This is a genomic window from Halopelagius fulvigenes, from assembly GCF_042662625.1.
Classification (GTDB): Archaea; Halobacteriota; Halobacteria; order Halobacteriales; family Haloferacaceae; genus Halopelagius; species Halopelagius fulvigenes.
Genome location: NZ_JBHSXH010000015.1, coordinates 378,925 through 401,646 on the forward strand (window position 1 = coordinate 378,925; position 22,722 = coordinate 401,646).

Genomic DNA, 22,722 nt, shown 5'->3' on the forward strand with positions numbered 1-22,722 from the left:
GTGAATTAGTGTTTGCCAGTAGAGGCGGGCGACCGGCGGCGGACGGTCTTCTTATCGATGTTCCGGAGTGCGATTTCGATAGCGTCGAGGCGGTCGTCGTGCGTCGCGCTGGGGAACTGCAACCACTCATCGGTCTCGAAGTCGCGCCACGTTTCGGCCGCCGGATCTCCGATGATGCGGAGGTCAGAACTCTCGAACTCCGCGGCCATGTTGTGAATGCGCTCCTCTTTGCTCCCGGTCGACGTCGTCCCCTTCGCCGGGATGGGCGTGTCGTCGCGAAGGCGCTGGGACACGCCACGGTTGGCGTTCTGCTCGACAAGCATCGAATCGACGTTGACGTCGCGCAACTGCTCCACTGCCCAGTCCGCGGCACCCTTCACCGACAGCCCCCGCTTTCGAGCGAGGTGGGTCAGATAACCGCGGTCGGTCGTGGTATCCCACGCAACCACGGCCAGGGTGGTGTAGTCGGTATCATTCTCGACTGCCTGCTGGAGGTCGTCGACGAGCCCGAGGTCCATCCCGGCAACCCACTCGTACGACGATTCGGGGGCCGGAAGTTCGTCGACGTACGTGAGCCACTCGCTCCGAAAGACCTCGCCGCTGAGGGCGTGGGGGTCCTGTTGGTTCTCCCGCCGCCAGATCGGGAGCGAATCGTCGCCGTCGACGATGTCGTACAGAAGCGATTCGGGCGGTTTGTGCTCCGGCCAGAGGACGCGGATCTCCTCGTCGGGGATGACACCGTTGTTCGCGAGGTTGACGTCCGCGGGGAGGTCCGAGACGTCGTCGTACACCTCGCCGTCATCGCCGCGGACTGACCAGGCTCGTTGGTCGACGAGCGGCCAGTCCGTCTCGTGGATGGCCTTGTAGACCTTCGCGTCCCACGTCGCCGACTCCAGGATGTCCGTCGCGTAGAGGTCCCGGGGGTGCTTGCGCGTCCCGATCATCGCCTGGACGGCACCGCCTTTGAGGGCAGAGTCGGGATCGCCGAGGTTCTTCGTGTAGTCGCGGAAGTACTCGCGGACGTTCCGGCGCTGGGTCTTCGTCCGCTGGTTCTCCCAGTCGACGATGTCGTCCCAGATGATGACGTCGAAGTGCTTCCCGGTCAGTTGGCTCTCAAGGCCGTACGCACTGATCGAGGGCTCTTTGTGATCGTTCGCGGCCGTCGTGAGTTGATGGCCCGCCGCGTTGGCGATGTCGATGCCGAAATGCGGCGCCCAGTGCTCGACGGCGTCGACGACCTTCCCCGCCCGTTCCGCGGCGATGTTCGCAGTTTTACTGATGATCGCCACCCGGATGTCGGGGTGGGTGAGCAGCGCCCACGCCGGGAAAACGACACCGACGCCTTCACTTTTGCCGTGTCCCCGGGGGAGGAGACGGGCAACCTTCTTCGGGGCGTGCGGGTAGTCCTCGTCGACCGCCTTCCAGAGCGCATTATACAGCTCCTTGAGGTGGTCGCCCGGGGGCAGCGAGTACTCGAACAGTTGGACCGACGCGACCCCCGGATGCGCGATCGGGTTGCGCTCGGCGATGGCCGACGGCGTCACCTGGTCGGTCTGGCTCATGTCTGCGGCTCGACGTCGAACGCCTGGTCGAGTTCGTCCTTCTCTTCAGTCGAGAGGGTGAGGTCAAGCCCCGCCTCCAGGGCGTCGGCCTGCCGGTCTTCGGGAGAGTCGAGGAGCCCGAGGTCTTTTAGCCACTTGCGGTTCTCGTTTGAGAGCGTCTTCTTCGCCGCCAACGCCGGCGCCTTCTTGTATCGGATTTCTTTGACCGTCCCGTGTTCGTGGGTTTTGATCCTCGTTTCGCGATCGATCATCACCGTCCCCGAATCGAGGTCGTCGGGCTTCTGCGTGCTCCAGTTCTCGACGCGGAGCTCAGTCACCGCGTTTACCGAGAGTTTGAACAGGCGGAGATCGTGGCCGGTCGGGATGTCGCCGTGCGTCTCAAGGTAGCGCTCGCGGTAGTCCTCATAAATGTCGTCGGCGATCTGGCGCTGGGGGTCGGTGAACTTCTCCGAGTAGAGGTTCGATTGATCGGCGTACGCACCGTGAGAAACTGAGTTCGTGTTCTCCTCGGGAGCGCCAGCGCCTTCGCGAGCGCCGCCGGGTGCCGCCCCGCCGTGATACTTGCAGTATCCTTCGCCGAGATGGTCAGTCCCCATCCCGGCCCGTTGACCGCAGTAGCCACCGTCCTGCGTCGGGTGGTAGTTGCAGTTTCCGTCAACAGGTTCGTCGTTACTCATCGATACCCCTCATGGATTGATTGTTTTCTCAGTGTGTGTTCGGTCTGTGTTCAGCCGTCGTCGTGGTAGAATTCGACGGGGGTGTTACGCACTCTGGGGGGTGTGGTTGCTACTCTCCAGTTTGTGATGGCACGGTCGGCAGACGGTGATGAGATTTTGTAATTCATGAGGAGACTCGGCCATATGCGCAGGAGTGCGGTGGTGTACGTGTAACGCCTGCCCGAATCTCTCGTTATGTTCCTCGTTAGTCATCCGGCAGAGGCGGCATTGATAGAAGTCGCGCTCCTTTGCCACCTCTCTTCGCTCAGGCCACGGTTTGTGGTAATGGATACGCCGACCAGAGTTCTCCTCCGCACGCTGCTTGAAGAACTCCCGGCGGCAACCGATTGAACAGAAGTCAAGATCGCACCGTTCAGCGAAAAACTTCTTCTTGTCGAACTTCACCGCACAGTTCTCGCAGGTCACTTCTACCCGATCCCACTGGAACCGGTCGTGGCACTCCGGGCTGCAGAAGTTATTCTCGGACCGTTCCAACCGGCGAGGGGTAACGGTTACCTCGTCTCCACATTCAGCGCATTCAACCGTCTCCCCAGCGATACTCTCACCATGCAGTCGGGCATGGTGAATCTTCATTCCGTGGCGGTTCTTGAAACCCGATTCTCCGCACGTCGGGTAGACGTGTTCGGTACTACTAAACTCGTCCAGCGTCTTTTGATGCATGCTTCGGTTGCTCCCGAAGCGCGGTCGGTGTCTCAAGCACCGGCCGTTTTCCTGAAACGGCGATACCGCGCTTCTTGGCAACCTCTACATCCCGAACGCACTTAGTAGTGGCCCCACCGGAATGTCACCCGTGGTAGAAATCCACGGGTAAATACCAACTCACAATCCGATCGTAGCCGATGCGGAGGTCGGTCTGGTTGTTCGACAGCGTCAGTACTTCGTCGTCGTCGTGGAACGTCGCCGTCCCGAGGCGGATCTCGACTTCGGCGTCCTCCTCTTCGACAGTCGCGTGTACTTCTCCGTGCGCTTCAACGTCGGCCTTGAGTAGGTCTATCTGGCTCATTGGTATGGAAAGGGTGAATGCAGTCGTTCAGCGTCGCGTCATGCGGTCTTCGATCTCGTCGGCGATTTCGCGTTTGAGCATCCCGACGTCGTCAGCAGTGAGTGCATTCGTTCGTTCAGGCTCCCGTGGCACGTTTTCCCCGTCGGCGAGTGCTTCGAGGTACTCCGTCCAGGACACGCCGTCGGGCTTGTCCGCCGAAAGGCGCTCGAACAGCGGGTCATCGATGGAGATCGTCGTCCGGTCAGTCATCGGACCTCCTTAGTCCGCTCATAGTAGTCGTCGGCGGTGGCAAGTTCCTCCTCGCAGGCGAGGAGCGAAATGACGAGGGAGGGGGCGGCGAGGGCGACGAGGAACGTGTCGCCCAGGGCGGCGAACAAGAGCATGAGTCCCGCGTTGACGTAAACGGACCAGAAGGTGAGGGTTGATAGCCCCAACTCGTTGAACCTGCGGACTTTGGTGAGGGTGTCGCGTTCAGTCATCTGGTTACTCCGTGTCCGTGCCGATGCCGAGGCGGACGAATAGCGGGTCGTGGGTCGTGAGATACCACTTAACGACGCGGTCAACTCGTGTGGTGACGAAGAGCGCCATCGCCACGACGTAGAGGGCCGTTTCCGTGCCGTCGGACGCGAGTGCCATGAGGAGGATGCCGAGGGCGACGTGATCCAACGGGGGCGAGGAGAAGGTGTCGCGTTCAGTCATCGCGAGGGACCCCCACCATCCCCTGTCCGAGAAAGAGTACGAGAAGCGCCTGCGCTACTGCGACGCCGTCAAGCGCCAACCACCCGAGCCACCCGATAGCGACGAGGATGAGAAACCACCCAGCGGCACGGATGAGCAGGACACCAAGGGTCGCGAGTGCGACCTTGTAGTAGTCTTTCATGGGTCACAGATCCCCGAGCGTCGGTGTCCGAACCTCTGCGCCGCACCCGACGTGCCATCGGTGGGCGTACTGGCGACGGGTCTCGGTTCGGGGGACGGACGTCTCGCACTCCGGGCAGTACAGCCGGAGGTACGGGGAGCTATCGGGATCGTTGGTAGTCGACATGAGGGAGTCCTCGAAGGGTGGTCAGGTCGTCACTCGGCGTACTCGGCGGCGAGCGTCTCGGGATCGAGTTCGATGACGACCATATGCTGACGGAGGAGGCGAATCTCCTCGCGGGCTTCCGCGGACATCGTCGGGAAGATGACGACCGGGACGTACCGCGGGGAGTGGCTCGCGTACAGTCTCGCCTGTCCGACGCCGCCGATCACGTCGTCGGCCGTGTTCTCTACCTCGATCGCGAAGACTGCGCCGAGTGGCGAGACGACCAACCAGTCGGGGATACGGCCGGTGTGGAGACGCGGCTCGTCTCGGATAGCGTCAGAGGGGAATCGGTCGTGGAGCCATGCGCCGACAAGGTCGTGAAACTCGGTTTCTGGGATCGTCATTGGTCTGATGTATGAAAAAGTGCGTCTGCGTTACCGGCGCGTGTCCGTCCGCCCCGGCCAACACTGCCCGCAGGGAAACGCGCCCTTGGCGCGGGCTTCCGCGGGCATCGTCTCGATCATGCCCGCAGTCGTCGCGAGCTTCGTCGGATCGTGATAGATGAGCCAGTTGTCGGTGACAACGGGCTCGGGTGGGGTCATCATCTCCGGTCGTACTCGATTCCCTCCTCGTCGAGGATCGATTCGAGGCGTCTGGTTCCGCGTTCGACGTCCATGTACTCCTCGGAGAGATGCTCGTCGGGGTGTTCCGTCGGTTCGGGTTCCCAATGCGCCAGCACTTCGAGGCCGTCGGGGTGGTCGAACGCTCGGATGTGGTTCTGCCACTCTTCGATTTCGGGCGGGCCGATCTCGGGGCGGAACTCTGTCCGCCGGAGGTTCTGGATTTCGCCCTTGTAGTAGACGGAGAGCTCCCAGTTCGGGCCGAACGAGCGCCGGCCTAACACGTACCGGAGCGCCCGCTCGGGTGGGATGTTGCCTTCGTCGAGGCCGTAGACGATGAGTCGCGGGACGTCATCGGGTTTCTCAACGGTGTGCTGGGCGACGCGGTAGGCAGCGATGCCGGCCCGGACGAGATGCCACGGGACGCGTTCGATGTACCCGAACGACATTTAGTGCGCGCCGGAGGCGTGGCCTTCTCCGACCATGTGCGACAGCGCGTCGGATACCATCTTGAACTGCTCGCTATACGGGACGGTGACGAGCGAATACCCGAAGAGCGTCCCGGCGATCACCAGGACGAACGCTGTCGAATCGAGCCACTCCTTCGGGATGGGTGTCGAGTTCGGTTGTGCGATGATTCGGAGGGTCGCGTACACGACGCTCGGCCCCCCGACAACCTTCAGCATCGCGTTCGGGTCGTGCGCGAGGGTATGGCCGAGGATGGTGCCGAACGCGGCCGCCAGGAACCACGCGATGAGCGCGCTCCGCCGCACCTCGATCCTGCCATCGCCATCCTTGTCTCGCGGGAGACGCTTCCGGAGGTGTTTCGTGACGCGACCGAGGCGTGCGCGGATGTTCGAGTTCGACGCCGACGTGACGGTGTCGTGTCCGGTCGACGTGAACTCGCCGGCGGCGGCGACGTCGGCCGCCGACTTTCCGTCGGACGTGTCGGGGTGCGTTTTCTTGTGCTCCTTGTACTCGGCTTTCTCGTCCGAACTGAACGTTTCCCCGCAGTAGTCGCACTCGTAGGCGGGTAGGCCACCCGAGTCGGGGGTGTCCGTATCGCTCGACTCGGCGGGTGTGTTCTCGACGATCGTCTGGGCGGCGTGGGTGGAGATTCCCTCGACGCGGGCGAGGTCGTCGACCATCGCGGTTTGGATGTCGGCGATGGTCTCGTAGCCGGCCGCGCGCAGTCGAGCCGCTCGTTTCGTGCCGATGCCGTTGATAGTCGTGAGGTCGTCGCTGGTGGTGTCGTTAGAGTTTGTCATGGGGAATATCTTCGGCGTAGTGGTCGACGATGCGGGTGAATCCGGCGGACATGACGATGAGGACGAGGCCGAGCGAGAACACCACGGCCGACGCGCTCCAGAACGGTGACGCGATCAGTAGGCGGGCGAAGATGCCCATGAACGCCAGTCCGAGCAGGAAGTACAGTGCTTGAAAGACGAACGGGTATCGACGATCTGTCATCCGCAACCACAGGCCGGCGACCAGGAGGCCGAAGCCGACGAAGAGGCCGAATTGGTGTGCGAGGACGCTTTCCGATGGGGGAGCAATCATCTTACTTTGAACCTCCGTTGAGGATCACGTCGACGCCCCAGCCCGCGCCGAGGATCGTGAGAAGCCCGACGACGGTCCAGTACTGCGGCGGGGTGCCGGTGACCGATATGTAAATGATCGCGAGACCGGCGACTGTGCCGACGTAGAATTTGATGCTGTCTCTGTTCATTAGACATGATTCTTGTAGTACACGCCGCCGGGAGTGGCGGGGCTGCACGAGAGGGCTACGAGGAGGGTAGTTTCGGAACAGTACAAGTGAAAAGACGCCGGCGGGGAATCGAACCCCAGCACATGGATGGCCACCGTCGCCGGCTTTAGATCACCGACGCGATAGGTGGCTCCATGCCGCGACCAGCGGGCGTCAGCTGCGGACGCACGGGCTTTGTTGGAACTATTGGACTGGAATCGTACGGAGTCGAATGACAGACGCACCGCGCGATAGCGGGACGAGGGCCGACGTAGTGAAGATGAGTACGCCGATCTGCGGTCCCGAGGAACGTAGTTCCCCTACGAAGAATTGATCATGTCCGCCGGTTGGCGAATGTGCGCCCGCTCGTGTGGCTCTGCGTCCTATCGCCGTCGGTCTCGCGGCTCTCGCCGGTCATCGGGTCATCTAGGACAGGTTAGCAAGTAGTTCGCTGGTTACGTGTCTGTTTCAGTCTGTTCGTCTGATTCAACCTGCTCGTCTCTTTCCTCAACCCCCTCTTCGCTTGATGCACCGGCGAGGACAGGTTGATCTCCTGTGATGAAGTCAGGCTTTTCTGGAGGAGAGTGGCATCGATTATGTTTTGCCTCCGAGAAAGGTACCCACCAGAAAAAGCCCGTTCGGGCGTCGATTTCGCTAAGGAGCTTCGTCCGGGCCATGATCGCCTGTTTTGAGTCGTGCTGAAGGTTGTGTATGGCAAGGTGTGATTTCGGGTGATCGGGGAAGTCTTCTGAAGCTGGGACTGGATCAGCCTCTACAAGCTCGTTATACCATTCTTGATCGTCAATGATCCTCTCGATATTTCGGTAATAGTCTGTCGCGTAATCAAGTTCGTCGCTTGATAGCAACCCAAGCTGAGAGTAGTGCTGGTCATACATCCGGGTGCTGAGATCTCGCTCAAGATTGCTCCGTTTACTGTCTGGCATAGATGCTAAAAAATCGAGATCTTCCTTTGATCTCTTTATCTCTGCTCTTAGCGAGTTTCGAATCGATCGGCGTTTGACTGCATCTCGATAGTACTGAATCGTCCATGACGCAACAGCAGTTAGGATAGATCCGATGATTATGAACCAAAGTTCGCTCGGCACCCATGAGACGAAATCCAAGAAAGGAGAGAAATCTCCAAGCATTGAGAGCACCTTTCATCAGAAATGTATTCATTGACCACACTTGAACCTGTCCAGTAATAATACTGACACTTTGTCGGATGAAATGGTTCGGCCGAAATGCAGTTTTGATTAATAAAATGACACAATCAACTGCTATCACCGTGGGTCAGTCGCGATGAAGTGCCGAATCTCCTCGATCTGCTGGGCCGACCACCGCCCGGACTCCCGCGCGGCGTCGGTGTTGATCGAGACGGGATAGCCTGTCACCACCTCGCGTTCCTCGGTGTCGATGACGAGCCGGTACGTGACGCCGCCGAACGTCTCGCGAAGCCACCAGAGGTCCCGGCCCTGCTTCGTCACGACGCCGTTCTCGATGCAGCCGTTGATGATCTCGCCGTCGAGGTGCCGCTTCCGGTCCGAGTAGCGATCACCGAACCGCTCGCCGAAGTGAATCCCCGGACGGTACGCCGACGGCTCACGGGGCGTCGGGAGGTCATCTGCAGACATGGGTTACTCCTCGTCTGCGGCAGAGGCTCCCGAACGGACGAGCCGATCCAGTTCGTCCATCGTCTCCTCACAGTCTGGGCAGACGTCGTCGATAGACGCTCTCGGTACGCGCTCCCTGCACATCGGGCAGGTCGTCAAGTGTTCGCCGGCGGCGCGACAGATGCCGCAGTAGTCGGGGTCGGCACCGTGGCCGGCGAACCCTCCACAACACTGGCAGCGTGCCTCCCGAGCCGACTGTATGGGTTGGTCGTCCATCATGCGTCCTCGTCTTCGGGGCAGTTGCACTCGTTCGGACAGCACTCGTCCTCGCCGTCGGGCTCGGGTTCGTAGAACGCGCCGCAGTCCGGGCAGCGATGCGGCGTCGCAGGGCCGTTACTCATGGTGATCGAGATTTAACCGGTGAGCGAGTGCGGCCGCGAACTCTTGCACCCCGTCGACGCGCCCCGCCGCGTACTGCGGGTCGTCGACATCGCGAACGTCCTCGGTGAGGGTCCGTTCGACGGCTTGGATATTCTCGTAGAGCGCGTTCCGCTCGGCTTTCGAAAGGTCGTCTGGTGAGTCAGTCATCGAAAATCACCCATGCGAGATACCAGAGGGCGAGGCCGCCACACCCGATGGACGTGAGGGCGAAGAGATACCACGCCAGCCAGTCCATCGTCAGACGACCGCCGGTTCGAGATCGTCGTCGAACGCGTTCTCGTAGAACTCGGTGATCTTCTCACGAATCGCGTCGTCGACGGCGCCGTGGTCCTGCTCGGCGCTGGCGCAGATGGCTTCGGAGCCGAACTTCCCGCCGGGGAACTTCGCGATGGATCCGCAGAGCGGACAGCGTGGCGTGAAGTAGTCGAGCATCCAGCGGGCGGGGTAGCCCTTCGAGGCGAGGCGTTCCGCGAGCGCTAACCAGAGGAACGTATCGCGTGTGTGGTTGCGTTGGGCTTTGAGTTGCTTGATAGCCGCCGCCGCAGCGCAGTCCATCTTCGGGTTCGGTTCGGCGAACTCCTGCCGGTGGACGCGTTTGAAGTAGCCGAGTAGCCCCGCGTCGGACGAACTGAGTTCTCCGTTCGTGAGGGCGCCTTCCCGATTACTCCAGTCAGCGTCGATGGCCTCGTGCGGTTTCGGCGTCCGCAGCGGGACGAACACATGTTCGGGCGCTTCCGAGGGAGTTGTGAACGCACGGTTATCGAGTGGTACGCCTGTATCGGGGTCAAATGCACACGGTCCTTTCATGGGTGGAATGCAGAAGAATCGCGGAGCGGCGGCTGTTATCCGACATCCCTCATCCCCGCGATCACTGCGGGTCGGGGGCCGGAGCGAGTCTATCCAGTATATACGGCTTATGGCGGATAAATCCGGAGATAGCACAGAAATTCTGTGTTACTTTGGTGTCACAAAGAGACAGTGGCGTAAATCGTCGTGTCGATGGGTCCGTTCGAGATGCCCCCGGTCGACTAACTCGCGGGTCGCGACGCGGACCGTCTCACCCGTGTACCCGAGCATCTCGACTAACTCCGACGTCGTGAGCGGGCCGTTGGCAGCGATCGTGTGATAGATGTGTTTCGTTGCTGGCGATGCGTCACGGAGGTCGTCGGGGAGTTCAGGGAGGGATTCGCTCATTCGTGCATCCTCAGTTCGTTCTGGTAGGTCTGTTCACGAGGGCGATCCCACCGGCGTGTGAACGTCTTCGCACAGCGCTTGCACCGCCAAGAGCACTTGGCGCGGTTATTCGAGTTGACGAAGTGATGCGACCCACAGTCCGGACACGGCGGTTCGTGCTCGGTGTCGGTTTGTGCCGACCCCATCACGCCTCACCTCCGAAGGCGTCGAGGCCGGTTTGATCCGTCGCGGCGTGGGGCCCGCGACCGGGGAGGTTGCTCGGGCGGAACTCGGCGAGGTAGTCCCAGCAGGGATAGCAGAGTCCCCAGAGCGAAACGCCGTAGAGTGGACGAGACGATGCTGGTGAACCGCAGCGCTGGCATTCGGCCTCAGCCATCGGCGGCCTCCCATCGTTCCGAGGGCGTCAGCGAGCGGATTGTCGGGGTCGTTGCATCAACCCGGTACTCGTCGGCGCACGTCTCGCAGACGAACAGTTCGTCGATCGAGTCGAGATAGGCGTTCCCACCGAGGTTCCCGACGGCGACGTTCGCCGGCTTCGTACAGCCCTCGTAGGCCTCACATTCGATGCGGGCCTTCGAGAGACAATCGCCGTCGAGTGTTCGCTGGTGGACGGCGTCGGTGGGCTCACTCATCGTCGGTCTCCATGTTCGCCAGCAGGTGGTCGGCTTCCGGCAGCGGTATCTTGAGTCGGCGGGCGAGGTGCCGGACCTGTTCGTCGTGCAGCGGGCGGGTCTGCTCGGTCATTGGCCGAACACCCGGACCGTCCCCTCGCCACCGGGGCGGTACGCCTCCCCCTTCTGACAGAGGACTTCGACTTCGTCTTTTGTCACGCGAGGCTTCAGGCCGAGTTGCTCCTCGGCCTCGCTGCAGAGTTCCCCGACCATGAGCGGCCCCTCGTCGCCCTGCAGTTCGATGATGAGTTGCCGAAGCGATTCCTTCCGTTCTTTCTGAGTCTTCGAGGTGCCCGTCTCGGTGATGTCCGCGTCGAACTCGTTGTCGTCGTTCGTCGCGAACTGCCGCATCGACGCACCGACGAGCCGTTGGGCGCGCTTGACGTCCTGTTCCTCGATGACGGGCGAGAGGCGGGCCCGCGCCGACGCCTCGGCGATACGGTGGACGTCCTGCAGTTTCCGGAACGTCACCGGGACGGCCGCGTCGGGATCGTAACCGTTCGACGAGCGGAGCGTGACGAACTTCTCGCGGGCGTGCTCGCGCACGTCGTCGTCGCGGAACACGGGCGTGTAGTTCGCTCGCGCGTACGCAATATACTTCCGCAGGAACTCGGTGTCGAGGGCGGGTTCGACCGCGGCGCGCTCATCGTCGCCGACGCTGTTCGTGTTGATCGAGAGGCGCTTGCCGATGTCTTTCGACGCCAGCATCGTATCCGAGATGCGCGTGTCACGCTCCTCGTCGGGTTCGTCCGTCAGTTTCCAGATGAGGCCAAAGCGTGAGAGGAGCGCGCCGTCGATGTCGATCTGTTCGTGGGTTTCCTTATAGGGGTCCCACCGGCCGTCCTTCGGGTTCGCCGCGCCCAACAGTGCCGTCTCGGAGGGCAGCGTCGTGTTGATGCCCGCTTTGTTGACGGGGATACGCTGCTGGGAGAGCGCCTTGTGCATCGACTTCACCGCGTCGGGCGAAATCTTGTCGAGTTCGTCGACGCAGGCGAGGCCTTTGTGCGCGTGGACGAGCGCCCCGGCCTCGAGCGTCCACTGTCCGTCGCCGAAGTCGTCGCGAACAGCGGCGGCGGTCAACCCAGAGGCGGAGGCGCCGTGGCCCGAGACGGAGACCGATCGCGGCGCGATCGTCTCGGCGGCGTCCATCAGCAGGGATTTGCCCGTCGAGGGGTCGCCGATGAGGAGCTGGTGGTAGTCGCCCCGTTCGACCGTCCCGTCGGGCATCTCCACGCGCACGCCCGAGACGAGCTGCAGGAAGATGGCGAGTTTGATGTCGTCTTCCTCCTCGACCGTCGGCGCGATGGAGTCGACGGCCAGCTCGAAGATGTCGCCGTCGGTCTCCTCGCTGGCGATATCGCGGATGCGTTCCTCCTCGGCGTCGGTGATTTCGATGTCCTCGAACTCCGCTTCTTTCGTCGTGATCGCGCGGCCGTCCAAGTAGGGGCGGAACTTCCCCGTCTTCGAGTTATTCGCCGTCTGCTGTTCGAGGTGGAGGATGCCCGCGACCGCCACCTTGTCCCCGGGCTCGATCTGTTTGACGAGGTCGTCTTCGAGGAACACGTCGATATGGCTGGTGTCGCCGCCTTTTGCCACCTCGGGCGGTTCCTCGATGCGGAGTTTCTGGGCGTCGATGAACGTCGAGTCGTCGAAATCGACGTCGAAGGGGCCCTGTCGTTCACAGCCCTGGCACTCGTGGGGTTCCTGAAACCCGCTGTCGGTCTGGGGGATGTACGTCGGCGTCCCGCAGCGCTGGCAGACGAACGCCGCTTCGACGATACTCGAGTACGTCTCGGTCGCCTTCGCGACCTGCCCCTCGATGGCGACGTACTCGCCGGCGTGGTCGGTCGGGGAGAACCCACCGGGGTAGTAGGTGTGCTCCACCGGAAGGCCGGTGAGTCGAACCGTGGCTGCCGGAGTGTCAGTCCCTCCGCTGAGGTCGATGTCCGCCGGCAGGTCGTACAGCCGCAGCGCCTCGTCGGCGTACTCCCGTACCGTCTCGGGGTTGCCCACCCAGTCGTCCGCGAGGGCATGGTCGAACGTGAACAGGTCGTCGTAGGTGATGTACAGCGACCGCTGCTCCGACGGGTAGCGTTGCGCGAGCGTGCCGATGGCGTCGCGGTAGTACTTCTCGAAGAACGCGAGGAACCGGTCGATGAGTCCCTCGGTTCCGGCGACGGCGGCGGTGCTCACGCCGCGTCACCTCCCGGCCCGGTGTGTAATCTACACAACACCGAAACAGGTGTGTGTACGGCGGTTGATGCGAGCTGTGCGAGCGTTGTGCGAGCGTAGTGTTGACTAATCGACATTTGCTTTCGTTTCGTGTTCCGCGTAACTTTCACCTAATCCAAGCGAGGTTGCTGAGTGCGTGGGTCACGGCGGGGGCTTGCCTGCCTCGCGTGTTGTGTAAAGTATACACCTCGACTCCGGTGTGTTCACGCCGTGGTCACCTCCAGCTCGTGGCCGGCGACCATCTCGGGGAGATCGCCGTTCCGGAGGTCGAGGACGAGACGCGTGTTGTCCGAACTCGAGCGCGGCTCTTTCTGCTTCCAGAGGACGTTCGGGTTGCCGACCAACTCGACGACGTCGTCCATGAACCCGTACGTGTTCGTCCGGTCGATCGAGCCGCCGAGGGCGTTGACGATGCCCGTGGCGTCGAGTTCACTCCGCGCCGGTTGGGAGTCGGGACGACCGCCGGCACGGCGACCGAGCGTGTTGATGACCTCGACGGCGCGCTTTTCGGTCGTCGTCGCGCCGTTCTTGCGCACGGTCTGGACGAGGTCCGCGCCGCGGCGAAGCGCGTCGTTCTCGGCTTCGAGGTCCTCGACGCGGTCCTCTAACTCGTCGATGCGCTGAAGGGCGGTCTGGTGCTGTTTGAGCAGGCCCTGGAAGTCGCTCTTCAGTTGGTTCACCTCCGAGCGAAGCTCCTCGTCGGTCATCGGACGATACCTCCGGTGGATTGATGGTGGCTAAATTTCATGCTCATACTGTATTCCCAGTTGGGAAACAGCTTAATGCTTTCCCAGTTGGGAATAGACGGAGAGGGAATTTTCCCACATGGGCAAGATTCATGCAGCCTGCAGCCGAACGAATCATCCAATGGAGAAGCGGCTCCTCGACGAGATGGACATCTGCGAGCCGTATACGGCGAGTGAACTCGCCGAGACGCTTGATGCGGAACGTCGGACGGTCCACAACTACCTCGAAGCCCTCGCTGAGGAGGACAAGATTCATCGTAAGAAGCACACGTCGCGCCACGTCTCGTGGTGGCGAACCGAGTAACGCTGGTTCTCACGCCGAGTCACCTCCGAGGCGTTCGATAACCGGATAGTCACGCGCGTGCGTTTTGCAGACCGTCCGGTGGCCGTGGTCGGGGTGATCGACGACAAAACTCGCCGGGCGAGCGCAGCCGAGACAGCCGCAGCCGGGCGGGAGGTCGTCGAGGACGCTCACGCCGACGCACCCCCCTGCGTACGCCGCCCGCGCACGTTCGACGACCGGCGACAGCGCCGGGAGCTCCCGGAACTGCACCTGGACGTCGATGCCGCCGCGGTCGACCGTCAGATACGGGTTCGTCTCGGGCTGTCGCGCACTACTCTGCTTGAAGAAGAACGCGACGTCGTCACGACGGCACTGCCGCAGGATGTCGCGCGCCCACGCGTGATCCATGTCGCGGCGGTCGGCGTCGGGGCCGGACTCGCCGCCGGCGATGACCCAGTCGTAGCCCGACAGGTCGATTTCCCCGAGCGGGCCGATCAGCGGCTCACACGAGAGGAACAGCGTCTCGGCGTCGCACTCCCGGAGCAGGTCGATCCGGTCGGTGACGCGACCGTCCTCGACGCTCGTCCCCATCCAGACGTTCGGCGGCCACTCCAGCGTCATGTGCGTGGCGCGGCCGGGACGCTTCGTGAGGGTCTGGGAGATGTGGTGCGGGCAGTTCCGCATCACCGCGAACACGTCGAGGATGAACTCGTCGGGAACGGCCGCGTGGAACAGGTCGCTCATCGAGTTCACGAAGATGCGCGACGGCTCGGTGAGCGCGTACGGTTCCTTGAGCTTGTCGGGGCGCGTCGAGACGTTCTCGCCGGCGTGCTCGTTCGTCCAGGCGTGGTCGGTGTGGCCGTACTGCCGGCTGATCCGCTCGGCGTAGCAGTTGTCGCAGCCAGCGCTCACCTTCGAGCAGCCGTGGACGGAATTCCACGTGGTGTCGGTCCACGCGATGTCCGTCTCGTTCATGCCGCCATCCCCGTAATTCCGCTCTGCTGACGCGTCACACCCGAAATGTTGAGGGTGTCAACGGTCGAATCGGTTGGCGAGGCGGCTTCTACGACCGATTCGGGGGTGGAATGGCTGGTCTTTGCCCGACTCAGACCAACAAATAAAGAGTTTTCCTGCCACGGCGGAGAAATGCGAGTCAATGAGTACGACCCACGAGTACGACGTCGTCGTCGTCGGCGCGGGCACCGCTGGATGCTACGCCGCCGCGACCGTCGCGAGTGAGGGTCTCGACGCAGTCGTCGTCGAGCGAAAGACCGCCGAGGAGGCGGGGCACATCGCCTGCGGTGACGCCCTGAAGGGCGCAGACGAGTTCCCCGACGCCATCCCGAAGGCGCAGATAGAACCGGCGTTCACGAACACGGATGTCGACCACGGGCGCTTCGAGATACCCAAGGAGGACTCGGTGCTCGACATTCCGGTCCCCGGCGAACTCGCCGTCATCGACCGCTGGGAGTACGGTCGCCGCATCATCGAGGGCGCCGAGAACGCCGGCGCGGAGTTCCACTACGACACCGTCGTCCAGGACGTGACGCAGGACGACGACGGCACCGTCACCGGCGTCAGCGGCAAGCGCAAGGGCGAGGAAGTCGAGTACGACGCCGACATCGTCATCGACGGCGCGGGCGCGTTATCGCTCCTGCAGGACAAGGCGGACTTCTCCGATGCGACGTTCGACACGAACGTCTCGTACTCGCAGTTCTGTTCGGCCTACCGCGAAGTCGTCGAAGTCGAGGAACCGGTTGAGTGGTCCGACGCACTCGTGTTCAAGCCCGCACAGGTCGCCGCCGGGTACATTTGGTACTTCCCGCGGACGGAGACGGAGATAAACGCGGGTCTCGGCTTCCAGATGAACGAGGAACCGATGAAACTCGTCGACGACCTGAAAGACGACCTGCGGAACCGCGAGGAGTTCGAGGGCGCGGAGGTCACCGACAAACTCGGCGCGGCCCTGCCGACGCGTCGCCCCTACGACTCGGCCGTCGCGCCGGGGTTCATCGCCGCCGGCGACTCCGCGGCCCACGTCAACCCGACCACCGGGGGCGGCATCGCTGGCGCGGCGTACGCCGGCGAGTACGCGGGCGAACAGGCCGTCGAAGCCGTCGCGAGCGGTGACGTCTCCGAGGAGACCCTCTGGCGGTACAACGAGCGCGTCATGTCGCACTTCGGCGCGCGGTACGCCGGCCTCGACGTGTACAACATCCTCTCGACGGCCATCAACGTGGACGAACTGATGAGCCTCCTGGCCGCGCTTCCGGGCGAGAAACTCGCCGAAGCGCTGTACTCCGGGACGACGTCGTTCGGCCCGAAACTCGCTCTCAAGACCGCAAAGGAGAGCTACGGCTACTGGGAACTCATCTACGACTTCTACAAGACGAAGAACCTCGCGGACGAACTCATGGACCACTACAAGCGCTATCCCGGCCGCCCCGGCGCACTCGAAGGGTGGCAGGCCGAGCGTGACCGCTTGATGGACGAAATCTACGAGGTCACGGGCGCGGAACCGAAGTACTGAAAAAAGAAGACGCAGACGGTTCGGAACGTTTTCTTACGTCTCGACGGTCACGTTACCGGACGCTTCGGTCGTCGTGTTCTCTCCGACCGGCGTCGCGGTGTCGTTCGTCGTTGTGTTGTTCGTCGCGGTGGCGTTCGTCGTCGTCTCGTTGACGATCACCGTATCGTTGGCGGTGTCGTTCGTCGTCTCGTTGATGACCACCGTATCGTTAGCGGTGTCGTTCGCCGTCGTCTCGTTCAGTTCGGTATTCGTCTCGTCGGTGTCCGTATCGTTGACGATCACCGTGTCGTTCATTCCTATCGTCTCGTTTTCGTCGGTATCGTTGACGATCACCGTGTCGTTCTCGGTCGTCTCGTTTTCGGCAGTGTCGTTGACGATCACCGTGTCGTTCTCGGCCGTCTCGTTTTCGGCGGTGTCGTTCGTCGTCTGGCCGACGAGGGCGTAGGTGCCGTTCCCGTCGACCATCGCGGTCGCGTTGTTGGTAGAGACGTTGACGTGCGTACCGGTCACGGGGCTCCACGAGTCACCGCTGACCTCGTAGATGCTGAGGGAGAACTCGTCGGTCCCCGCGTCTTCCAGCTCGGACTCCTGGTAGATGAACGACAGTTGGAACGTGGCGTTCTCGGACATCGCTTCGGTCTGGAGGGGCTGACCGAGGACGGCGACGCCCTCGGGGGCGTCGGGGTAGTCCGTCGCCGGGCGGATGTTCACGTCTCGGAACGTCGCGGAGAACGTCGTCTCGTTGACGGTGACGTTCTCGACGGAGTTGTTCTGGGTGACGTTCGCGCTAGCGTTTTGGCTCGCGTTGCTCGCGTTGTTCAGCGCTTCGGTGTTCTGACTGGAGACCGTCCAACCGGTCGTGTTGTTGACGACGGCCTCACGGACGGTGTTGTTAGTCGAGTTCACGAAGGCGAACGCGCCGGAGAACGTGTCGTTCGACTCGTTCGTCTCGGTGTCGTTGATCTCCGTCTCGTTAATCTCGGTGTCGTTGATCTCCGTCTCGTTAATCTCGGTGTCGTTGATCTCCGTCTCGTTCAGTTGGCTGGTGGAGACGTTATCCGCGGTGACGTTCTCGACGACGCTGTCGGACGCGCCCGCGAAGACGACGGCGGCGCGTTCGGTGTCTCTCGCTTCGAGGTTGTTCACCGAGGCGTTCTCGGTGCCGGCGAGGTGGACGCCGACGTCGAAGTCCGAGACGGTCGGGTACTGAACCGTGGCGTTATCGCCGGCGACGGCGATGCCGACGGTGAGCGATTCGTTGTTCGTCTGATTGGCGGTCGTCCCGTTAGGGGCGCTGATTTCGATGTCCTGTCCGTCGAGAGTCACGTTGTCCGCGGCGATGACGATGCAGGCGGACGCGTTAGCGTCGACGCCGGGGTCCGACACTTCCTGCAGTTCGTCGGCGGAGAAGTTCTCGGAGATGGTGTACGTCCCCGATTCGTTGATGACCGTACACGAGTCGATGGTCCGGTTGTCCTCCTCCTCTTCGACGGGAGTCTCCGTCTCATTCTCGGTCGGAGTTTCCGTCTCATTCTCGGTCGGAGTCACCGTCTCAGTCGGGGTGTCTGTCTCCGTCTCGGTCGGAGTCTCCGTCTCAGTCTCAGTCGGAGTTTCTGTCTCCGTCTCCGTGGTGTTGTTCGTCTCCTCGATCGGAGTGTCTGTGGCCGTGTCTGTCGCCGTCTCGTTCTCAGTTGTCTCCTGTGCGACCACGGGGGCGGCGAAGACGCCGACCGGCGTGGCCACCAAGACCAGAAGAGCAACCGCAACGGTAATCGTTCGTCTACGTGTCATGCAATACCCACATCTCCGTCTGCGTTGATAAAAATTGTAAGCGGGCTTACATAGTTTCCACGGGAAATGAATATATTATTATCTATCCTAAACCTCCGGTTTTGGCAGTAAGAGGGACTGAAGAATAGGAAAACGAACAATGTGTAAACGTAAGTAAATAACTATCCTCGGTCAGGGTCGGCGCTTCGAGAGTTCCCGGATGGACTGAGAGAGGACGTCGATGCCGAGGCCGATGCTGTCTTCGTCCACGTCGAACGTGCTCGTGTGGTGGCCGCCGGGGTGGTCGGTTCCGACGCCGATGTAGGCCGCTTTGCCGCCGTTCTTCTGTACCTCCTGCATCAGGTAGGTGGCGTCCTCGCTACCGCCGAGGGAGTCGCGTTCGACCAAGGAAGTCACGCCGGCGTTCTCGCCCGCGACGTCGCTCACGATTCCGACGAGTTCGTCGTCGCTCCGCGCCGAGGGGGCTTTCCCCTCCGTCGTAATCTCCACCTCGCAACCGTGCATCTCCGCCGCCGACCGGAGGACGCGACGGGACTTCTCCTCCATGTACTCCATCAGTTCGGTCGTCTCGCCCCGGACTTCGCCCTCGATGAACGCCTCCTCGGGGATGATGTTCGTCGCGGTGCCGCCGCCGACCATCCCGGCGTTGACGCGCGTCGCGCCGTCGGCGTGCCGCGAGATGCCGTAGAGGTTCTGGACGGCCGTCGCCATCGCCTGCACCGCGTTGTCGCCCTCCTCCGGGCGCGCCCCGGCGTGCGACGGCGCGCCGGTGAACTCCGCGCGGAAGTGCGAGACGGCGAGGAAGCCGTCGATGCCCGCGACGATTTCGCCGGAGGGGTGGTCGAGTCCGATGTGGGCGCCGTAGAGGTAGTCCACGTCGTCGAGGAGTCCCGACTTCGACATCGCCCGCCCGCCGGCGACCAGTTCCTCGCCGGGTTGGAAGAACACCTTCAGCGTCCCCGCGAAGTCGCTTTCGAGGACCGAATCGAGGACGCCCAGTCCGATGGCCGCGTGGGCGTCGTGCCCGCAGGCGTGCATGTACCCCTCGTTCTCTGACCGGAACCCCGTCGCCGTCGGTTCGTGGCCGTCGTCCGAGGACTCGGTGATGGGGAGGCCGTCGATGTCGACGCGGAGGGCGACGGTCGGTCCTTCGCCGCGTTCGGCCACCGCCACCGCGCCGGTGTACCCGCCGCGGAGGGCTTCGAGAACGTCCTCGCGGGCACCCGCGGCGAGGGCGCGTTCGTACCACTCGTCGAGTTCCGCCTCGTCGGGGACGGCCATCCGTTCCTCCTCGGCGAGTACCTCGCGCCCGACGTACAGGGCGTCTAAGTCCCGCGTCTCCAGTTCGTCCACGAGGCGCGCGGTGGTGTAGAACTCCCGCCACGCGGGTTCGGGGTGCCGGTGCAAGTCGCGTCGAAGGCTGACGAGGTCGGACGTCGTCATCGTCTGTCGGTGGCGGTGGACGGTGATAAACCTCGCCGAGTACGTCGGGTTTGCCGCCACGCGGTTCGAGTCCGTCCCTGCGCCTCGCCGTCGGCGCGTTGACGGGTCTGCGCGCCGTGTCGGGTCGCTTATGTGGACCCGTCTTCCACCAGTGAGTGAATGACCGACTCAGACGAAACTCGTGAACTGCGATTCCGAGGCGGACGCCTCGCGAGCGCGGTTCCGATAGCGTTCTTCGTCGCGTGGGCCATCGTACAGAGCGGGATACTGGGCATCGGCGACCCGACGGGACTCGTCGTCGGGATGCTCCTCGGACTCATCCTCGGGATGTTCCTCGTCGTCGGGAACTGGAAGGAGTACGCCGACGTGGTGTTCGACGGCATGACCGAACGGGTGGCCGCGACGGCCATCGTCGCGTGGTTGTGGGCCGGGATGTTCGCCGAGACGATTCAGGTCGGCGGCTTCGTCGACGGACTCGTCTGGGCCGCGGACGCGATAAGCGTCGGCGCGGCGTTGTTCCCGGCGCTGACGTTCCTGCTGGCGGCCCTGCTGGCGACGGGTATCGGAACCGGGTACGGGACGGCGATCGCGTTCACCGCCCTCGTCTTCCCGGCGGGCGTCGTCCTCGGCGCGAACCCCGTCCTCATGTTCGGGGCCATCCTCTCGGGCGCGGTGTTCGGCGACAACCTCGCGCCCGTCAGCGACACCACCATCGTCAGCGCCGTGACGCAGAACGCCGACATCGGCGGCGTCGTCGCCTCGCGGTTGAAATACGCCCTCGTTGCCGCCGCCTTCGCCTTCGTCGCCTACCTCGTCGCGGGTGCCGCGATGGCGGGGCAACCCATCGACGTGAGCAACGTGGGAGGCCCCGCCACCGCGCGGGGACTCGCCCACCTCCTCTCCATCGCCATCGTCATTGTGACGGCGGTGCGCGGCCGACACATCATCGAGGCCATCTCGTGGGGTCTCGTCACCTCCGTCGCGTTGAACCTCCTCCTCGACCTCGCCGCGCCCGCGGACATGGTCGCCTTCGAGGCGTCGCGGGCCTCCGAACTCGTGCAGACGGCAGACGCGATTCCCGTCGTCGGTGCGTTCGTCGTCCCGGTCGAACCCGGGAGCGCCGCCGTCTCGGGGAGTCTCTACGCCGGCGCGGCGGGCTTCTTCCCCCTCATCGTCCTCGTCCTCCTCATCGTCGCGGGCGCGCAGGTGATGCAGGTCGGCGGCGCGTTCGACGCGATACAGGAGTTCCTCCTCGAACGCGTGGCCACCAGCGTCCGCCGCGCGGAGACGACGATGGTCCTCGGCACCGCCCTCGTCAACGGGATGATCACCATCAACACCGCCGCCGAAATCGCCATCGCGCCGTACATCGCGACGCTCGGCCGCCGGTTCAACATCAACGGCTACCGCCGGGCGAACATCCTCGACGCGAACACCTCGGCGCTCGGGTACATCTTCCCGTGGGGCGGCGGCTTGCTCGCGGGCTACTCCGCGATGCAACGCCTCCCCGAGCAGTACGAGTGGTTCACCCAGTCGATGGTGGTCAACCCCGCCAGCGTCTGGCCGTACGTGTTCCACGGTTGGTTCCTCGTCGCGGTGTTCCTCTTTGCGGCGTGGACCGGGTACGGACGCGAGTACGTCTCCGACCGGCAGTCCGGGGAGGTGAGCCGCGTATGAGCTTCCTCGACTTCCTGTTCGCCGAGGAGACGTTCCGCGCCTCGAAGCCCGCCTTCGAAGCCGGCGAGACGGTGACGGCGTTCGTCACCCGCATCACCGGCGACGGCGCGATCGTCCGAATCGGCGACACCGTCATCGAACTGCCGGGGGCGGACCCGACGCTCCTCGAACGGCGCGTCCGGTTCGAAATCGAGGAGTTCGACGCCGCGTCGAGTCGCGGCCGCGGACGACTCGTCGAAGTGCTCGACGACCGAGGATAGCGAGAACGGAGACGCGAAAGGAAAATTGGAGAGCGTCGGCGGCGGCGGAGAGAAGAACGCGGGAGCGAGAGAGTCGGTCGCTCTCCGTCTACTTCCGTCGGTGGCCGAGCGGTTTCTTCTGTTCGACCTCTATCTCGACGTGGATGCTCTCGGGGAACGCCATGTGGCCGACTTCGCGCGCGATGTGGTCGTTGCCGTGAATCTCGAGTTTCCGCGAGTAGACGGTGTACTCCCACGGCGAGAACTCGTCGCCCGGCGCGAGATTCCTGTACTGCGGGACGCGGACGTTCTCCGGCGGTTGGGCGTGCGGGCCTTTGCATTCGGCGCCCTTCTTCTCGACGAGTTCTTTGAGACTCGACACTTCGTCTTCGAGTTCGTATCGATTCCCGCTCTGGAAGGTGAGTTTGGTTACGAAGGTCATGGCTGGGTGGTGGCCGTTACACCCATCGAGAGTACGGAGCGGTAAAAACGCACCTACACGCGGAATCCGTGCGCGAGCGTGACAGACAGAGACGACGAGGTGTCGGTATCTTTCAACAAGAAGAGAAGAACGACTCTCCGATACCCTCTTAAATCCCCGTATATATACATTCACCAATGACAGTGGAAGCGGTGAGCGCTGGAGCCATCCTCTTCCGCGACACCCGCGGCCGAAGGGAGTACCTGCTCCTGAAGAGCCGACCGGGGGACTGGGAGTTCCCCAAGGGCGGGGTCGAAGGAAACGAGGAGCTCCAGCAGACAGCGATACGCGAAATCAAAGAGGAGGCGGGAATCGAAGACTTCCGCCTCATCGACGGGTTCCGCGAGGACTACGACTACGTGTTCGAGGCGAACGGCAAGACGATTCACAAGACGGTGCACCTGTTCATCGCGCGCTCCTTCGAGGCGAGCGCCGAACTCTCCCGGGAGCACCGGGACCTGCAGTGGCGCGACTACGAGCAGGCGATAAACACCATCACGCAGGACGGTCCGCGCGACATCCTGGAGAAGGCGCACTCGTTCCTCGACGACCTCCTCGCGGAGAGCGACGAGGAGAACCGCCGGTACATCGCCTGAACCGTCGTCCCTCCGACGCAGAGCCGTAGCCCCTCCTCGCGGTCCGACTCCGCGCGAGTCGGTCCGTCCCCGTAGCGACGGCGTTTTCGCTC

35 protein-coding genes are annotated in these 22,722 nt (G+C 63.1%); 5 read left to right on the plus strand and 30 right to left on the minus strand.

Annotated features, from left to right (window positions below; genetic code table 11):
* Positions 1-5: 5 nt before the first annotated feature.
* From ACFQEV_RS11885 to ACFQEV_RS12010, 26 genes are all read right to left on the minus strand, one after another.
* Positions 6-1,562: a phage terminase large subunit family protein gene (locus ACFQEV_RS11885; RefSeq protein WP_379696146.1), complete on the minus strand. Its 1,557-nt coding sequence runs from the start codon at positions 1,560-1,562 to the stop codon at positions 6-8.
* Positions 1,559-2,239, minus strand: a complete 681-nt coding sequence (locus ACFQEV_RS11890; RefSeq protein WP_379696148.1) for a hypothetical protein — start codon at positions 2,237-2,239, stop codon at positions 1,559-1,561. The genes ACFQEV_RS11885 and ACFQEV_RS11890 overlap by 4 nt, the downstream gene beginning before the upstream one ends.
* An 84-nt stretch (positions 2,240-2,323) precedes the next feature.
* Positions 2,324-2,959: an HNH endonuclease gene (locus ACFQEV_RS11895; RefSeq protein ID WP_379696150.1), complete on the minus strand. Its 636-nt coding sequence runs from the start codon at positions 2,957-2,959 to the stop codon at positions 2,324-2,326.
* Between the two features lie 124 nt (positions 2,960-3,083).
* Positions 3,084-3,302, minus strand: a complete 219-nt coding sequence (locus ACFQEV_RS11900; RefSeq protein ID WP_379696152.1) for a hypothetical protein — start codon at positions 3,300-3,302, stop codon at positions 3,084-3,086.
* Between the two features lie 27 nt (positions 3,303-3,329).
* Complete coding sequence (locus ACFQEV_RS11905; RefSeq protein WP_379696154.1) at positions 3,330-3,551, minus strand: hypothetical protein; 222 nt, start codon at positions 3,549-3,551, stop codon at positions 3,330-3,332.
* Entirely contained in the window at positions 3,548-3,781 is a 234-nt protein-coding gene (locus tag ACFQEV_RS11910; protein ID WP_379696156.1) for a hypothetical protein, read from the minus strand. Before ACFQEV_RS11910 ends, ACFQEV_RS11905 begins: the two co-directional genes overlap by 4 nt.
* 4 nt (positions 3,782-3,785) lie before the next feature.
* Positions 3,786-4,001 carry a hypothetical protein gene (locus tag ACFQEV_RS11915; RefSeq protein ID WP_379696158.1) on the minus strand — a complete coding sequence of 72 codons (216 nt, stop codon included), beginning with the start codon at positions 3,999-4,001 and terminating at the stop codon, positions 3,786-3,788.
* Positions 3,994-4,182, minus strand: coding sequence for a hypothetical protein (locus tag ACFQEV_RS11920; protein ID WP_379696160.1), 189 nt, complete (start codon positions 4,180-4,182; stop codon positions 3,994-3,996). Before ACFQEV_RS11920 ends, ACFQEV_RS11915 begins: the two co-directional genes overlap by 8 nt.
* Positions 4,183-4,185: 3 nt before the next feature.
* On the minus strand, positions 4,186-4,347 hold the full coding sequence (locus ACFQEV_RS11925) for a hypothetical protein (protein ID WP_379696162.1): 162 nt from the start codon (positions 4,345-4,347) through the stop codon (positions 4,186-4,188).
* Between the two features lie 29 nt (positions 4,348-4,376).
* The gene (locus ACFQEV_RS11930) at positions 4,377-4,730 is read right to left on the minus strand and encodes a hypothetical protein (protein ID WP_379696163.1); all 354 of its coding nucleotides are present in this window, start codon (positions 4,728-4,730) and stop codon (positions 4,377-4,379) included.
* Positions 4,731-4,760: 30 nt separating this feature from the next.
* A complete protein-coding gene (locus ACFQEV_RS11935; protein ID WP_379696165.1) occupies positions 4,761-4,931 on the minus strand; it encodes a hypothetical protein in 171 nt (56 codons plus the stop codon).
* Positions 4,928-5,395: a hypothetical protein gene (locus ACFQEV_RS11940; protein ID WP_379696166.1), complete on the minus strand. Its 468-nt coding sequence runs from the start codon at positions 5,393-5,395 to the stop codon at positions 4,928-4,930. Before ACFQEV_RS11940 ends, ACFQEV_RS11935 begins: the two co-directional genes overlap by 4 nt.
* Positions 5,396-6,214, minus strand: a complete 819-nt coding sequence (locus ACFQEV_RS11945) for a helix-hairpin-helix domain-containing protein (RefSeq protein ID WP_379696168.1) — start codon at positions 6,212-6,214, stop codon at positions 5,396-5,398.
* On the minus strand, positions 6,201-6,506 hold the full coding sequence (locus ACFQEV_RS11950; RefSeq protein ID WP_379696170.1) for a hypothetical protein: 306 nt from the start codon (positions 6,504-6,506) through the stop codon (positions 6,201-6,203). The genes ACFQEV_RS11945 and ACFQEV_RS11950 overlap by 14 nt, the downstream gene beginning before the upstream one ends.
* A gap of 1 nt (position 6,507) precedes the next feature.
* Positions 6,508-6,675, minus strand: coding sequence for a hypothetical protein (locus tag ACFQEV_RS11955; RefSeq protein WP_379696172.1), 168 nt, complete (start codon positions 6,673-6,675; stop codon positions 6,508-6,510).
* A 473-nt stretch (positions 6,676-7,148) separates the two neighbouring features.
* Positions 7,149-7,850 (minus strand): hypothetical protein, encoded by a 702-nt coding sequence (locus ACFQEV_RS11960; protein WP_379696174.1) that lies wholly within the window; start codon positions 7,848-7,850, stop codon positions 7,149-7,151.
* 126 nt (positions 7,851-7,976) lie between these two features.
* Entirely contained in the window at positions 7,977-8,327 is a 351-nt protein-coding gene (locus ACFQEV_RS11965) for a hypothetical protein (RefSeq protein ID WP_379696176.1), read from the minus strand.
* 3 nt (positions 8,328-8,330) lie between these two features.
* The gene (locus ACFQEV_RS11970) at positions 8,331-8,582 is read right to left on the minus strand and encodes a hypothetical protein (protein WP_379696178.1); all 252 of its coding nucleotides are present in this window, start codon (positions 8,580-8,582) and stop codon (positions 8,331-8,333) included.
* Positions 8,582-8,707, minus strand: a complete 126-nt coding sequence (locus ACFQEV_RS11975; protein WP_379696180.1) for a hypothetical protein — start codon at positions 8,705-8,707, stop codon at positions 8,582-8,584. Before ACFQEV_RS11975 ends, ACFQEV_RS11970 begins: the two co-directional genes overlap by 1 nt.
* A complete protein-coding gene (locus tag ACFQEV_RS11980; protein ID WP_379696182.1) occupies positions 8,700-8,894 on the minus strand; it encodes a hypothetical protein in 195 nt (64 codons plus the stop codon). The genes ACFQEV_RS11975 and ACFQEV_RS11980 overlap by 8 nt, the downstream gene beginning before the upstream one ends.
* A 90-nt stretch (positions 8,895-8,984) precedes the next feature.
* On the minus strand, positions 8,985-9,467 hold the full coding sequence (locus ACFQEV_RS11985) for a hypothetical protein (protein ID WP_379696184.1): 483 nt from the start codon (positions 9,465-9,467) through the stop codon (positions 8,985-8,987).
* 234 nt (positions 9,468-9,701) lie between these two features.
* The gene (locus ACFQEV_RS11990) at positions 9,702-9,941 is read right to left on the minus strand and encodes a MarR family transcriptional regulator (RefSeq protein WP_379696186.1); all 240 of its coding nucleotides are present in this window, start codon (positions 9,939-9,941) and stop codon (positions 9,702-9,704) included.
* Between the two features lie 184 nt (positions 9,942-10,125).
* Positions 10,126-10,317, minus strand: coding sequence for a hypothetical protein (locus ACFQEV_RS11995; protein ID WP_379696188.1), 192 nt, complete (start codon positions 10,315-10,317; stop codon positions 10,126-10,128).
* Entirely contained in the window at positions 10,310-10,573 is a 264-nt protein-coding gene (locus ACFQEV_RS12000) for a hypothetical protein (RefSeq protein ID WP_379696189.1), read from the minus strand. Before ACFQEV_RS12000 ends, ACFQEV_RS11995 begins: the two co-directional genes overlap by 8 nt.
* A gap of 108 nt (positions 10,574-10,681) precedes the next feature.
* Positions 10,682-12,805 carry a minichromosome maintenance protein MCM gene (locus ACFQEV_RS12005; protein ID WP_379696191.1) on the minus strand — a complete coding sequence of 708 codons (2,124 nt, stop codon included), beginning with the start codon at positions 12,803-12,805 and terminating at the stop codon, positions 10,682-10,684.
* 242 nt (positions 12,806-13,047) lie between these two features.
* Positions 13,048-13,551, minus strand: coding sequence for a coiled-coil domain-containing protein (locus ACFQEV_RS12010; protein WP_379696193.1), 504 nt, complete (start codon positions 13,549-13,551; stop codon positions 13,048-13,050).
* A gap of 160 nt (positions 13,552-13,711) precedes the next feature.
* On the opposite strand from ACFQEV_RS12010, the gene ACFQEV_RS12015 reads away from it, so the two are divergent.
* Positions 13,712-13,894 carry a hypothetical protein gene (locus ACFQEV_RS12015; RefSeq protein WP_379696195.1) on the plus strand — a complete coding sequence of 61 codons (183 nt, stop codon included), beginning with the start codon at positions 13,712-13,714 and terminating at the stop codon, positions 13,892-13,894.
* Positions 13,895-13,903: 9 nt separating this feature from the next.
* Here ACFQEV_RS12015 and ACFQEV_RS12020 read toward each other — a convergent pair whose 3' ends face one another.
* Positions 13,904-14,848, minus strand: a complete 945-nt coding sequence (locus tag ACFQEV_RS12020) for a DUF5131 family protein (RefSeq protein WP_379696197.1) — start codon at positions 14,846-14,848, stop codon at positions 13,904-13,906.
* 181 nt (positions 14,849-15,029) lie between these two features.
* Between ACFQEV_RS12020 and ACFQEV_RS12025 the strand changes: the two genes are divergently transcribed.
* Positions 15,030-16,403: a geranylgeranyl reductase family protein gene (locus tag ACFQEV_RS12025; RefSeq protein ID WP_379696199.1), complete on the plus strand. Its 1,374-nt coding sequence runs from the start codon at positions 15,030-15,032 to the stop codon at positions 16,401-16,403.
* Between the two features lie 33 nt (positions 16,404-16,436).
* Here ACFQEV_RS12025 and ACFQEV_RS12030 read toward each other — a convergent pair whose 3' ends face one another.
* Both ACFQEV_RS12030 and ACFQEV_RS12035 read right to left on the minus strand, forming a co-directional pair.
* The gene (locus tag ACFQEV_RS12030) at positions 16,437-18,146 is read right to left on the minus strand and encodes a hypothetical protein (protein ID WP_379696201.1); all 1,710 of its coding nucleotides are present in this window, start codon (positions 18,144-18,146) and stop codon (positions 16,437-16,439) included.
* Positions 18,147-18,365: 219 nt separating this feature from the next.
* Positions 18,366-19,637 carry an amidohydrolase gene (locus ACFQEV_RS12035; protein WP_379696203.1) on the minus strand — a complete coding sequence of 424 codons (1,272 nt, stop codon included), beginning with the start codon at positions 19,635-19,637 and terminating at the stop codon, positions 18,366-18,368.
* Between the two features lie 159 nt (positions 19,638-19,796).
* Between ACFQEV_RS12035 and ACFQEV_RS12040 the strand changes: the two genes are divergently transcribed.
* Entirely contained in the window at positions 19,797-21,314 is a 1,518-nt protein-coding gene (locus ACFQEV_RS12040) for a Na+/H+ antiporter NhaC family protein (RefSeq protein WP_379696205.1), read from the plus strand.
* Positions 21,311-21,574, plus strand: coding sequence for a DUF7513 family protein (locus tag ACFQEV_RS12045; RefSeq protein WP_379696207.1), 264 nt, complete (start codon positions 21,311-21,313; stop codon positions 21,572-21,574). Before ACFQEV_RS12040 ends, ACFQEV_RS12045 begins: the two co-directional genes overlap by 4 nt.
* Positions 21,575-21,662: 88 nt before the next feature.
* On the opposite strand, the gene ACFQEV_RS12050 is transcribed toward ACFQEV_RS12045, so the two are convergent.
* Positions 21,663-21,995: a 30S ribosomal protein S10 gene (locus ACFQEV_RS12050; RefSeq protein ID WP_379696209.1), complete on the minus strand. Its 333-nt coding sequence runs from the start codon at positions 21,993-21,995 to the stop codon at positions 21,663-21,665.
* 176 nt (positions 21,996-22,171) lie between these two features.
* Here ACFQEV_RS12050 and ACFQEV_RS12055 point away from each other — a divergent pair, with 176 nt between their 5' ends.
* On the plus strand, positions 22,172-22,630 hold the full coding sequence (locus ACFQEV_RS12055) for a bis(5'-nucleosyl)-tetraphosphatase (protein ID WP_379696210.1): 459 nt from the start codon (positions 22,172-22,174) through the stop codon (positions 22,628-22,630).
* The last annotated feature ends 92 nt before the right edge of the window (positions 22,631-22,722 follow it).

Bases quoted from the DNA above. Each gene is read 5' to 3' on its own strand.
- ACFQEV_RS11885 (WP_379696146.1), bottom strand. From the start codon at position 1,562: ATGAGCCAGACCGACCAGGTGACGCCGTCGGCCATCGCCGAGCGCAAC.
- ACFQEV_RS11890 (WP_379696148.1), bottom strand. From the start codon at position 2,239: ATGAGTAACGACGAACCTGTTGACGGAAACTGCAACTACCACCCGACG.
- ACFQEV_RS11895 (WP_379696150.1), bottom strand. From the start codon at position 2,959: ATGCATCAAAAGACGCTGGACGAGTTTAGTAGTACCGAACACGTCTAC.
- ACFQEV_RS11900 (WP_379696152.1), bottom strand. From the start codon at position 3,302: ATGAGCCAGATAGACCTACTCAAGGCCGACGTTGAAGCGCACGGAGAA.
- ACFQEV_RS11905 (WP_379696154.1), bottom strand. From the start codon at position 3,551: ATGACTGACCGGACGACGATCTCCATCGATGACCCGCTGTTCGAGCGC.
- ACFQEV_RS11910 (WP_379696156.1), bottom strand. From the start codon at position 3,781: ATGACTGAACGCGACACCCTCACCAAAGTCCGCAGGTTCAACGAGTTG.
- ACFQEV_RS11915 (WP_379696158.1), bottom strand. From the start codon at position 4,001: ATGACTGAACGCGACACCTTCTCCTCGCCCCCGTTGGATCACGTCGCC.
- ACFQEV_RS11920 (WP_379696160.1), bottom strand. From the start codon at position 4,182: ATGAAAGACTACTACAAGGTCGCACTCGCGACCCTTGGTGTCCTGCTC.
- ACFQEV_RS11925 (WP_379696162.1), bottom strand. From the start codon at position 4,347: ATGTCGACTACCAACGATCCCGATAGCTCCCCGTACCTCCGGCTGTAC.
- ACFQEV_RS11930 (WP_379696163.1), bottom strand. From the start codon at position 4,730: ATGACGATCCCAGAAACCGAGTTTCACGACCTTGTCGGCGCATGGCTC.
- ACFQEV_RS11935 (WP_379696165.1), bottom strand. From the start codon at position 4,931: ATGATGACCCCACCCGAGCCCGTTGTCACCGACAACTGGCTCATCTAT.
- ACFQEV_RS11940 (WP_379696166.1), bottom strand. From the start codon at position 5,395: ATGTCGTTCGGGTACATCGAACGCGTCCCGTGGCATCTCGTCCGGGCC.
- ACFQEV_RS11945 (WP_379696168.1), bottom strand. From the start codon at position 6,214: ATGACAAACTCTAACGACACCACCAGCGACGACCTCACGACTATCAAC.
- ACFQEV_RS11950 (WP_379696170.1), bottom strand. From the start codon at position 6,506: ATGATTGCTCCCCCATCGGAAAGCGTCCTCGCACACCAATTCGGCCTC.
- ACFQEV_RS11955 (WP_379696172.1), bottom strand. From the start codon at position 6,675: ATGAACAGAGACAGCATCAAATTCTACGTCGGCACAGTCGCCGGTCTC.
- ACFQEV_RS11965 (WP_379696176.1), bottom strand. From the start codon at position 8,327: ATGTCTGCAGATGACCTCCCGACGCCCCGTGAGCCGTCGGCGTACCGT.
- ACFQEV_RS11970 (WP_379696178.1), bottom strand. From the start codon at position 8,582: ATGGACGACCAACCCATACAGTCGGCTCGGGAGGCACGCTGCCAGTGT.
- ACFQEV_RS11975 (WP_379696180.1), bottom strand. From the start codon at position 8,707: ATGAGTAACGGCCCTGCGACGCCGCATCGCTGCCCGGACTGCGGCGCG.
- ACFQEV_RS11980 (WP_379696182.1), bottom strand. From the start codon at position 8,894: ATGACTGACTCACCAGACGACCTTTCGAAAGCCGAGCGGAACGCGCTC.
- ACFQEV_RS11990 (WP_379696186.1), bottom strand. From the start codon at position 9,941: ATGAGCGAATCCCTCCCTGAACTCCCCGACGACCTCCGTGACGCATCG.
- ACFQEV_RS11995 (WP_379696188.1), bottom strand. From the start codon at position 10,317: ATGGCTGAGGCCGAATGCCAGCGCTGCGGTTCACCAGCATCGTCTCGT.
- ACFQEV_RS12000 (WP_379696189.1), bottom strand. From the start codon at position 10,573: ATGAGTGAGCCCACCGACGCCGTCCACCAGCGAACACTCGACGGCGAT.
- ACFQEV_RS12010 (WP_379696193.1), bottom strand. From the start codon at position 13,551: ATGACCGACGAGGAGCTTCGCTCGGAGGTGAACCAACTGAAGAGCGAC.
- ACFQEV_RS12015 (WP_379696195.1), top strand. From the start codon at position 13,712: ATGGAGAAGCGGCTCCTCGACGAGATGGACATCTGCGAGCCGTATACG.
- ACFQEV_RS12020 (WP_379696197.1), bottom strand. From the start codon at position 14,848: ATGAACGAGACGGACATCGCGTGGACCGACACCACGTGGAATTCCGTC.
- ACFQEV_RS12025 (WP_379696199.1), top strand. From the start codon at position 15,030: ATGAGTACGACCCACGAGTACGACGTCGTCGTCGTCGGCGCGGGCACC.
- ACFQEV_RS12035 (WP_379696203.1), bottom strand. From the start codon at position 19,637: ATGACGACGTCCGACCTCGTCAGCCTTCGACGCGACTTGCACCGGCAC.
- ACFQEV_RS12040 (WP_379696205.1), top strand. From the start codon at position 19,797: ATGACCGACTCAGACGAAACTCGTGAACTGCGATTCCGAGGCGGACGC.
- ACFQEV_RS12045 (WP_379696207.1), top strand. From the start codon at position 21,311: ATGAGCTTCCTCGACTTCCTGTTCGCCGAGGAGACGTTCCGCGCCTCG.
- ACFQEV_RS12050 (WP_379696209.1), bottom strand. From the start codon at position 21,995: ATGACCTTCGTAACCAAACTCACCTTCCAGAGCGGGAATCGATACGAA.
- ACFQEV_RS12055 (WP_379696210.1), top strand. From the start codon at position 22,172: ATGACAGTGGAAGCGGTGAGCGCTGGAGCCATCCTCTTCCGCGACACC.